8 protein-coding genes and 3 pseudogenes are annotated in these 9,659 nt (G+C 62.8%); 4 read left to right on the top strand and 7 right to left on the bottom strand.

What is annotated here, in order from left to right:
- Positions 1-17: 17 nt before the first annotated feature.
- Both ABD378_RS01160 and ABD378_RS01155 read right to left on the bottom strand, forming a co-directional pair.
- Positions 18-104: pseudogene (locus tag ABD378_RS01160) on the bottom strand (glutamine synthetase); the annotation flags it as partial.
- A 409-nt stretch (positions 105-513) separates the two neighbouring features.
- Positions 514-1,950 (bottom strand): hypothetical protein, encoded by a 1,437-nt coding sequence (locus ABD378_RS01155; RefSeq protein WP_344518331.1) that lies wholly within the window; start codon positions 1,948-1,950, stop codon positions 514-516.
- Positions 1,951-2,278: 328 nt separating this feature from the next.
- On the opposite strand from ABD378_RS01155, the pseudogene ABD378_RS01150 reads away from it, so the two are divergent.
- Positions 2,279-2,425: pseudogene (locus tag ABD378_RS01150) on the top strand (helix-turn-helix domain-containing protein); the annotation flags it as partial.
- Positions 2,426-2,482: 57 nt separating this feature from the next.
- Here the strand turns inward: ABD378_RS01150 and ABD378_RS01145 are convergent.
- Positions 2,483-2,647 (bottom strand): hypothetical protein, encoded by a 165-nt coding sequence (locus ABD378_RS01145; protein WP_344518398.1) that lies wholly within the window; start codon positions 2,645-2,647, stop codon positions 2,483-2,485.
- 88 nt (positions 2,648-2,735) lie between these two features.
- On the opposite strand from ABD378_RS01145, the gene ABD378_RS01140 reads away from it, so the two are divergent.
- Positions 2,736-3,515, top strand: coding sequence for a hypothetical protein (locus ABD378_RS01140; protein WP_344518397.1), 780 nt, complete (start codon positions 2,736-2,738; stop codon positions 3,513-3,515).
- A complete protein-coding gene (locus ABD378_RS01135; protein ID WP_344518330.1) occupies positions 3,512-4,075 on the top strand; it encodes a flavoprotein in 564 nt (187 codons plus the stop codon). Before ABD378_RS01140 ends, ABD378_RS01135 begins: the two co-directional genes overlap by 4 nt.
- Before the next feature lie 474 nt (positions 4,076-4,549).
- Here ABD378_RS01135 and ABD378_RS01130 read toward each other — a convergent pair whose 3' ends face one another.
- The 4 genes and pseudogenes from ABD378_RS01130 to ABD378_RS01115 form a co-directional block, all read right to left on the bottom strand.
- Complete coding sequence (locus tag ABD378_RS01130) at positions 4,550-5,626, bottom strand: TRADD-N-associated membrane domain-containing protein (RefSeq protein ID WP_344518329.1); 1,077 nt, start codon at positions 5,624-5,626, stop codon at positions 4,550-4,552.
- 205 nt (positions 5,627-5,831) lie between these two features.
- A pseudogene (locus ABD378_RS01125) lies at positions 5,832-6,415 on the bottom strand (IS5 family transposase); the annotation flags it as partial.
- 71 nt (positions 6,416-6,486) lie between these two features.
- The gene (locus ABD378_RS01120; protein ID WP_344518328.1) at positions 6,487-7,071 is read right to left on the bottom strand and encodes a hypothetical protein; all 585 of its coding nucleotides are present in this window, start codon (positions 7,069-7,071) and stop codon (positions 6,487-6,489) included.
- Between the two features lie 218 nt (positions 7,072-7,289).
- Positions 7,290-8,651, bottom strand: a complete 1,362-nt coding sequence (locus ABD378_RS01115; RefSeq protein WP_160504710.1) for a glutamine synthetase family protein — start codon at positions 8,649-8,651, stop codon at positions 7,290-7,292.
- A 320-nt stretch (positions 8,652-8,971) separates the two neighbouring features.
- Between ABD378_RS01115 and ABD378_RS01110 the strand changes: the two genes are divergently transcribed.
- Positions 8,972-9,640, top strand: a complete 669-nt coding sequence (locus tag ABD378_RS01110) for a thioredoxin-like domain-containing protein (RefSeq protein ID WP_344518325.1) — start codon at positions 8,972-8,974, stop codon at positions 9,638-9,640.
- Positions 9,641-9,659 lie beyond the last annotated feature (19 nt).

The raw sequence follows: 9,659 nt of genomic DNA, 5'->3' as shown, positions 1-9,659 counted from the left end.
CGCCCCTGGCGGGAGCTTTACAGCACCGGCAGGTTCTTCCGCAGCTCAAAGGCGGTGACCTCGCTGCGGTATTCCTCCCACTCCTGCTTCTTGTTCCGGAGGAACTGGCGCACCCTCACAGCGACATCGGCCGATTCAAGCTAGCCCGTGGTTGAGCAGGCATTTAACGGTCACCGTTGGTCGTTGTCGGCCACTGTAGGCCGCCCTTTGACGGCCCACAGACGGCCCGGACCCCGCATCGGCCCACCCGTCATCCCTCCAGCTCCGGGTGCCCTACAGCCCTCACCCCCTCGGAGCTCTGTTGAGCCACGACCGGTGTGGGATTTCGGCAGCAGTACTGCGCGAATGCCCGTCCGCCAGTCGCTCCGCTTGTCGACGAGCCCTAGGCTCAGCTGGGCGCCGTTCCCCGCTCTCCCTGGCAGATGTCCATGCGCCGATCTGACCTGGGACGCACATAGTTCAGCTATCAAGCCGATTCATGCCCGAGGTTTAGATGCCGTGCTGGCGGTACATTTACCGCGGAGTGATATTGTAGTGGTTCGAATAGACGCGCAATTTCTTCATGATGTACGCCGCAATTGAAGCTGCTTTACAGTGGGCGTCACTCAGGTGGTGGAATTCCAGGTGCAATTCCCGGTCATCCAAAAGGATTACGGCGTCTGCGTAGATATCTTGTTCGCCCAGGTTCACCTCAAAAGTGCCAGAGCTTGCCGCGAATCCCGGAACATTCTTTTCGGCAAGTGCACAGATTGCCTGATTGATCGTCTTGTGGCGCCGCGCCGACGATCCTTGAATGTACGAGAAAGCCGCCAAAGCCGACTCCGACGTCTTTCCCTTTGTTGTCGAAGTCAGTTCATTCATCCCCGCTCCGCTGATAAACTTGCTGAAATCGGTACTGCGGAACGTCGTATCTGCATTGGTCGTGCTCTTAGTTATACCTTTTTCTCGAATTGCATTCCGCATGTCTTCTGGGCCGTACTCGGAGATTGAATACACTACAGAGCTCGGGGTCATGGTCGTCAATTTCGCCCGGAAGAGCGAAATGACGTAGGCCAGATGATGCTGGGGCGAGTTATTTCTTTCCTGCCACCATTTACCAGCTTCCGATCTGGGCGAGTAGCCGACGAGCTCTTCGGCCTTAAGGATCATCGTTCCAGCCCGGCGGAGGCGATTCGCTTCCCCGACCACAGCGCTGGTTGACGTAACTACAAAGAGAATCTCAGGGAGATCTTGAGCGATCTGCACCATGTCGACACGACTGGCGATTCCATCACGTACGGAGCCAAGGAAATCACCCACTGTATTGTTCGAGTCAACGGCATCGGTAATGTACTGCCCGCTAATTCCAAGGTCTTCGAGGCGCTGATCGAGCTGGATAAACAACCTTTCGAGGACATCATGCCAGGCACTCTTCGGAGGGCCGGAAATGGTGACGTCTGCGCTTGCTGGCGTCAGCGAATTTCCGCCGACCGTCCTGGCCGTTGCAATAAGCTCCTCCTTCCACGTGTCGCTGGTTGTAGGCCAGCACACGATGATGTCGGCGCGCCCGCGAAGGAATTGATTTAGTGAGGCCATGAATTGACGCAAGCCTACTGTGTCATCCGAGGCTTCTCGGCCGTCCATGAGCACGAGTAGCGACTTCTTCGATTTTGACGGCGTGTTGACCGTGAGCCATTCGCTGACTTCACGGAGGGGAACAGTTGCTGGCACGGTAATCACCTGTTCGAATCGATCAGACAGGTTTATTGAGGCCGACCAGACAGACGTTGTCTTGCCGCAACCACTCGCGCCGCTCAAGAATGAAAGGACTCCACCACCTTGGATTTCCGTGGTTCGGCGGAGGATCTCAAACTGCCTCATGTCCTCTGGGACGCGGACAATAAGTGGAGTAGAACTGAACCGATCATCACCCAGGATGTGTTCAAACCTGGTTGGGATTTTGACGGTCACGTTGCTCCCCTACCCATCTACGAATGCGCGATCCTGCGAATAGCATACGCAGAACGCTGGGGTGACGGGGCGGCTTTGGCTGTGTCCTCCAAGCTGGGGCAGAGCACGGTCACGGGCTGAGCGCGGTGGTTTGTCGTTGCCATCGAGCTACTGCCAGCTCTATGCCGCCGACCTGCGAGAAGAGACCCGGACATTCCGTCTGGGTCCCTTTCTCTTCGGCCCGCCACTCTCGAGCTGGAGACGGTGAGGCGGAACGAGCGCCTACCCGCGGCCTGGCCGCCTCTGTACCGTGAAGCACGCCCCTACCAGCAGCAGGAGGCAGCACCCCATGCGTGGTCTTGGAGATCACCTCAGCATCGGCGAGCACATCGCGTTCTACCGGAAACGTCGCGGCTACACGCAAGAGGTGCTGGCCGGACTGGTCGGCCGTAGCACTGACTGGCTCGCGAAGGCAGAGACCGGCCGCAGGAAGCCGCCGCGGATCGACATGCTCGCGGAGCTGGCGCGCATCCTGCGCGTGCCGCTTGGCGACCTACTCGGTCAGACTCTTCTGGTAGAGGACGAGAAGCACCAGGACGACGTACCGGCCGTACGCGACGCGCTCATGAGCCCCCGGCGGCTCTCGCGCCTGCTCTTCGGGCCAGAGGCAGACGTTCAGCTCCCCACCCCTGCCCCCGTGGCGGTGCGCGTGGAGCACGCCTGGAACGACTACCAGGGCGGGCGGCTCGGCAGCGTGATTGCGGCCCTTCCGGCGCTTCTCCAGACGGCGCAAGAGCTAGAGGACCGTGCGGGACGCCGGGGCGAAGGATCGCCGCGACTGCTGGGCGGTCTCTGCCCGCACGCATCACCTCGCGGCCACGACGCTCGCGAAGGTCGGAGAGTCCGACGTCTCGTGGTTGGCCGCAGAGCGCGCGATGCGGGCGGCAGACGAGTCCGACGATCCCCTGGTGCTCGCCTCGGCCGCGCGGTCCGGCACGCACGCGTTGCTCGCCAACGGTCGGTACGAAGCTGCGATGGAGCTGGGCAACACCACGGCGACGTGGTTGGCCTCCCAGGTAGCGGAGAGCGATCCGTCTGCGCTGAGCTTGCTCGGGATGATCCACCTGCGGGCGGCGGTCGCCGCGGCTCGGCACCAGGACCGCCTGACCGCGGCCCGCCTCCTGAACCATGCTGAGCAACTCGCTGACGACCTGGGTTCAGATGAGAACTACTGGCAAACCGGCTTTGGCCCCACGAACGTGATCCTCCACCGGCTGTCGATCGAGCTTGATCTGGACAACGTGTCGTACGTGGTGGAGAACGGCCGGATCGACGTCGACCACATGCCGCAGGAGCGCAGCGTCTCGCACCGCATCGACTACAGCCGCGCGCTCTCCCTCGCCGGGCGCGGCGATGAGGCATTCACCGAGCTGCGTACCGCCGAACGCACGGCGCCGCAGCTCGTGCGCAACAATCCCAGGGTGCGCGAGACGCTGCGGGACCTGATCAAGCAGTCACCCGTGAGCGGCGGCTCTCGCTCGTCCGAGGTGTTCGTGATGGCCCAACGGTGCAGGGCAGTGCAGTGAGTTCGAGCAAGCGCGGGGTTCTGGGAGTCGTCGGTTCGGCGGCCGGCGGGGTGGAGTCGCTCCGCACTGGCCTGGTCGAGCCCGCAATGGAACGTGGGTGGCAGGCGGCCGTGACGCTGACGCCGACGGCGGGAATTTGGCTTCGGATGAATGGCGAGGCCGAACGGTTGGAGAAGCTGACCGGCCTACCCGTCCGTGACGAACCACGCCTGCCCGGCGACGCCCGACCGCACCCAGCCGTTGACTGCTACGTCGTCGCTCCAGCGTCGGCCAACATCGTCGCGAAGCTCGCGAGCGGCCTCATGGACAACCAAGCTCTGACGCAGGTAGGCGAAGCCATCGGGACTATCGGCTTGCCGGTCGTCGTCTTCCCCCGGGTGAACGCGGCGCACGCTCGTCATCCGGCATGGCAGCGCCACATCGAAGCGCTGCGGGAAGCCGGCGTCCGGCTGGTCTACGGGCCGGACGTATGGCCACTGTACGAGCCCCGCGACGCGCCGCCAGGGCGGAAACTCCCATGGGCTGCGGTGCTGGATGCCGTGGATGAAGTCACCCGATGACGCACCGTCAACTTCCTTGACCTGCAAGAAAAGAGGACCCGGACACTCTGTCCGGGTCCTCTGTCATTCGTGGTCTCATGCTCATTTGCATGCCAGGGATCAATGAGCGAAAGAGCGAGCTAGCGGGCCTCACTGCCGCTGAACTCGCGCTGATCAAAGCGAGTTTGGGCGAGGCGCGCGCCACAGCGGACGGGCTGCTGAGGCGCGCCGACGCGCTCACCGCGAAGGTGGCGTCTCGCTACTCACGATCTCCTCAAGCCGGTCCAGACGCTCACCGAGAAGCCGGAGAGCGTCATGGATCAAGCTGAGCTCTCCGGCCAAGGCGGTGAAGGCGGGGCTACTGCCCGGCTCGGTGCCGAGAGGCGCCGATGGGATCATGCACCGCGGTTGGACTTTCGTTTCTTCGTTGCCTCTTGTGGCCGTTCGCAACGTCCACAATTCAACGCAACGAAGCCCTCGCGCGGAAATCCTAGCTCAGTCCGCACTCTCGGGCGGACGTCTCGACTTCACAAATTTTGTCAACTGGTCCAGGGTTATCGACGAGTCTAGAAACTGAAGAGTTGCGGCAGTGCGCAGTACATCCCGCAGCTCGGCATCCTCGAAGCTGTCCATCTGGGCCAATGATCTCAATACGTTCAGTTCTCGCTCGCGATCTGTGCGCAATTTATCCACAAGGTCCATTAGGAGTTCTCGCCCCTTATCTGCGCGGCGAAAGAACAGGAAGCTAACAGCACCGCTGATCCCGCCCACAGACCCCGTGATGGATACCGGGACGACCGAACCGCCATTCTGAAACCACAGAGAAAGACTCGACATGAGAATTGCAATAAATCCTACTACCGCGAAAACGAGGCTGTATCTAAAGCCAAGATTCGCCTGCGAATATCCCTGGGCATAATACTTTAGAATCAGTCGAGCGTGACCATCAGATTGTTCCAGGGCGAGGCGGGTCAACGGGTCATCTGCCGCCCCGCGACTTGACGCCGGATCACTCTTTTCAGCATAGTTCACAGGGTCCCTCGGCCCGGTCAAGCCAAGAGTGCCAGCAAGTTCTACCTCCACTGCAGCGGCACTGCCGGAATATGTCTTAGTGAGGAAGCGGGCCAGGGAGAACAGGACTACTGGCAACGCAGAGGTCAGCAGCGTTACCGTGAGTAGCGAAAAGATCCCAATCCAGTCAGATGATTCCGGGTCTATCCCATTCTCTCGCTCGCTAAATTCTTTAAGGCTACCAGCCACTTGGTCATAGAAGACGTATACGGAGATGAAAGCTACAGCAACAGTGGCCACGGAATAGCCGCGGAGTACCGTGCGACCTGATTTCGTGTCACCAAGATCTTCTCGTGACGTCCTCAGAAGGGCGACCATGCTCGCGACGGCAAATGACGCGATACCCACCCACGGAACAATATTGACGAATGTTGCAGTGAATGGATGGACGGAGGGTACGTAAAGGGAATTTACCCGAGCCGTAACGTCGAACGCAGAGAAGGCGAGTACGCCGCTGGCGGCTAAAATGCCAGGGATGCAATATTTGTCGAAGGTCTGCATGTCTCCCCCCAGCAGCGGTGCACACGCACATTCGCTGCAAGAGCAGCGTAGCGACATGGCTGCGCGGCGGCACTATCTACGTGCAAACGCGTTCGCCGCCGAGGACGCCAACAGGGCCCCTCTCTAGAGCTACTTGCGGCCAGCTCGCACCTTCCGGCAGCGAGGCGAGCACCTGACGGCAACTCGTGACGGCAACGTGGGCGTACACCGCGGTCATACGCCTTGTCGGCGTGGAGCTTGCGGCGACGGAAATAGCGGCCACGGTCGGGGGCGTGTCTCGTTTGGAGCCCGATGACCATGGGCTTCCGTCCCCCGCTGTCATGGGTGTTGCCCGCTGAGACACCGACCACGAGGGGCAGCCCGGCCTGGTCGGACAGGATGTGCATCTTGGAACCCGGCTTACCCCGGCCCACGGGCGACGGGCCTGCAAGTTCGCCCCTCTTTTTTAGCGCGGACGTGAGCGGAGTCGAGAACCGCTCGGGAGAGGTCGACCAGGCCCTGCTCGTCCAGGAGTTGCAGGATCTTCTGGTGCAGTCGGCCCCAGAGACCGGCACGGGACCAGATGACAAACCGGCGGTGGACCGTCGACTTCGACGCACCGAAACACGGTGGCAGTGCCCGCCAGGCGCACCCGCTGACCAGCACATAGATGATCGCGGCGAACACCGCCTCATTATCAATGTTCGCCACCCCGCCGCCCTGTGGCCGCACCCGAGCGGCAGGCAGCAACGGCTCTGCGATCTCCCACAACCCGACCGGCACAATCCAGTCCCACCGCCCACTCCCCATGGAAACGGTCTACCCCAACTCACCATGTAGGACACGGTCTAAGCAGACTGGGGTGGGGGTTGCCAAGACCCTCACCGTTCGGCCGCCCCCGCGGTCGTCAGCGGATCAGTGGTAGCTCCCACACTCTCCCTCATTAGCGACCTCATCGTGTCCAGATAGCTCCAGATTTCCTTAATGCGGGCACGAGCCTCGTCTACAGATTCACCAGGCCGGGCCGGAGGGAAGCCGCCGTCTATGCGCTTCACGATTCCGTACACCACGTTTAGACGGATGGTCACCTTGTTTGCGGCTGGCAGGACAGAGTCAGGAACGATCATCTGAGCCTGAGCGTTCTGGGCACGTTGCTCACGGCGAGCGTCCTCTAGGCGGGAACGCATCTCGTCTGTGACCTCTCCAGCTTCGAGTGCATACCTAAAGTGGTTCAGTTCGGAGTGGTACTCAAGCGCTGCAGTATTGAGGGCTACGTAGCAGGCTCGTAGAGCTTCCCGAGTGTTTGCGATCGCCTGATACTCCCGATCATCGATTCGTTGCCGCTCCGCATGCGCCAGGTCCGCTGCTCTACCTCTTTCAGCGGTCCGCTGGGCCAGCAGACCTGAGACGAGAGTGCCGAATATTCCTAAGACGGCGATCAGGAGCGATGTGGTTGAGCTGCTCATGAACCCCCTCCAGTCACGGGCCAGGACAACACTCGGTCCTTGACGACAGTGACATGCGGACGAGCTACCTGATACCCGTCGGCCAGAGTGCTCCTGAAGACGGCCCAAGGTAAGACGGCCCAGAGACGGCCCAGTGGTAGGCACACAGCCTGGAGGGCCCGCCGTCGTGGACTGCGGGCCCTCCAGCATCAACAAAGAAGATGTGCTCTGACCTGCGCTTACAGCACCGGCAGGTTCTTCCTCAGCTCGAAGGCCGTGACCTCACTCCGGTACTCCTCCCACTCCTGCTTCTTGTTCCGGAGGAAGAAGTCGTAGACGTGCTCGCCGAGCGTCTCGGCGACCAGTTCGCTGCGTTCCATGAGGGCAATCGCCTCGCCCAGGTTCTGCGGCAGCGGCTCGATGCCCATCGCGCGGCGCTCGGCGTCGCTCAGGGCCCACACGTCGTCGTCGGCGCCCGGCGGCAGTTCGTAGCCCTCCTCGATGCCCTTGAGGCCCGCGGCGAGCAGGACCGCGTACGTCAGGTACGGGTTCGCGCCCGAGTCGATCGAGCGGACCTCCACCCGGGCGGAGCCGGTCTTGCCGGGCTTGTACATCGGGACGCGGATGAGCGCGCTGCGGTTGTTGTGGCCCCAGCAGATGTACGAGGGTGCTTCGCCGCCCGCGCCCGCCGTGCGCTCCGAGCCGCCCCAGATGCGCTTGTAGGAGTTCACCCACTGGTTGGTGACCGCGGAGATCTCGGCGGCGTGCTTCAGGAGGCCCGCGATGAAGGAGCGGCCCACCTTGGAGAGCTGGTACTCGGAGCCGGACTCGTAGAAGGCGTTGCGGTCGCCCTCGAAGAGGGACAGGTGCGTGTGCATGCCCGAGCCCGGGTGCTCGGAGAAGGGCTTGGGCATGAAGGTCGCGTTGACCCCCTGCTCCAGCGCGACCTGCTTCATGACCAGACGGAACGTCATGATGTTGTCGGCCGTGGAGAGCGCGTCCGCGTAACGGAGGTCGATCTCCTGCTGGCCCGGCGCGCCCTCGTGGTGGCTGAACTCGACCGAGATGCCCATGGATTCGAGCATCGTGATGGCTTGACGGCGGAAGTCCATGCCCACGTTCTGCGGGGTGTGGTCGAAGTAGCCGGAGTTGTCGGCGGGGGTGGGCCGCGAGCCGTCGAGCGGCTTGTCCTTCAGGAGGAAGAACTCGATCTCGGGGTGGGTGTAGAAGGTGAACCCGAGGTCGGAGGTCTTCGCCAGGGCCCGCTTGAGGACGTAACGCGGGTCCGCGAAGGACGGGGAGCCGTCCGGCATGAGGATGTCGCAGAACATGCGGGCGGTGCCGGGGGCCTCTGCGCGCCAGGGCAGGACCTGGAAGGTCGACGGGTCCGGCTTGGCGATCATGTCCGACTCGTACACCCGGGCGAATCCCTCGATCGCCGAGCCGTCGAAGCCGATGCCTTCGTCGAAGGCCTGCTCCAGCTCCGCCGGAGCCACCGCGACCGATTTCAGGAAGCCGAGGACATCCGTGAACCACAGGCGTACGAACCGGATGTCGCGCTCCTCCAGTGTCCGGAGCACGAATTCCTGCTGCTTGTCCATCTTCCGCTTCCACCCATCATTGCTGGTCAGGCCGCCTGCGTCCGCCCTGCGTCCGCGCCGTGCTCGCGCTGTGCTCGCACTGTGTTCGCGCCTGAGGACACATCGGGGCACATGAGCATCCCACCACACCGTTTCGAGCGCGTTGCGGGCCATGTGCCGCCCTGTGCCCATAGTGCCTGCTGATCGGCGCGGCCGTAACAGCGGGCGGCTCAGACTGCCCCTACAGACCGCCGGGCTCGCCCATTACGATCAGCGAACCGCTCCACCATGTTCCGCCACGCGCGTCCCGCCCTTTCCGCCGTTTCGCCGAAGGACACATCATGGGTTCCGCCAAGAACACGAGCACCGCATCCCGCAAGGCCCGGATAGAGGAGATGCGCCGGGCAGAGCGCGCACGCGACCGCCGTGGCCGCGTCATCACGATCACCCTGAGCGCGGTGGTGGTCGCCGCGCTGGCCGTCGGCGGTGTCGTCCTCTTCCAGAAGGCGGACGACGACTCCGACAAGGTCGCCACCGACGGGAAGTCCGCGCCGAAGTTCAAGACGACCGCGGACGGCGAGAAGGTCTGGGACGCGAAGCAGCTGGGCCGCACGCACGTCACCAAGGACGTCAGCTACGCGATGACCCCGCCGGTGGGCGGCGACCACGACCAGGTGTGGATGAACTGCAACGGCGACGTCTACAAGGACGAGCTCCCGGAGCGCAACGCCGTGCACTCCCTGGAGCACGGCGCCGTCTGGGTGACGTACAACGACAAGGCGAAGGCCGCGGACCTGAAGAAGCTCGAGGCGAAGGTCAAGCAGACGCCGTACTCGCTGATGAGTCCGGTCAAGGACCAGAAGGACCCGATCATGCTGTCGGCGTGGGGTCACCAGCGCACGGTGACCGGCGCGGCCGACGCGAAGGTCGGCTCCTTCTTCTCCACGTACGTACAGGGCAAGCAGACACCTGAGCCGGGGGCCGCTTGCACGGGCGGCAAGTCCCAGTGAGGCGGCGGACCTGCTGGGC

The organism is Streptomyces rectiviolaceus, from assembly GCF_039533825.1.
Classification (GTDB): domain Bacteria; phylum Actinomycetota; class Actinomycetes; order Streptomycetales; family Streptomycetaceae; genus Streptomyces; species Streptomyces rectiviolaceus.
This window is presented reverse-complemented; position numbering and strand designations above follow the sequence as displayed.

What these genes read in the sequence shown, in the direction of transcription:
- ABD378_RS01120 (WP_344518328.1), bottom strand. Translation starts at nt 7,071, where the DNA reads ATGAGCAGCTCAACCACATCGCTCCTGATCGCCGTCTTAGGAATATTC.
- ABD378_RS01115 (WP_160504710.1), bottom strand. Translation starts at nt 8,651, where the DNA reads ATGGACAAGCAGCAGGAATTCGTGCTCCGGACACTGGAGGAGCGCGAC.
- ABD378_RS01110 (WP_344518325.1), top strand. Translation starts at nt 8,972, where the DNA reads ATGGGTTCCGCCAAGAACACGAGCACCGCATCCCGCAAGGCCCGGATA.
- ABD378_RS01130 (WP_344518329.1), bottom strand. Translation starts at nt 5,626, where the DNA reads ATGCAGACCTTCGACAAATATTGCATCCCTGGCATTTTAGCCGCCAGC.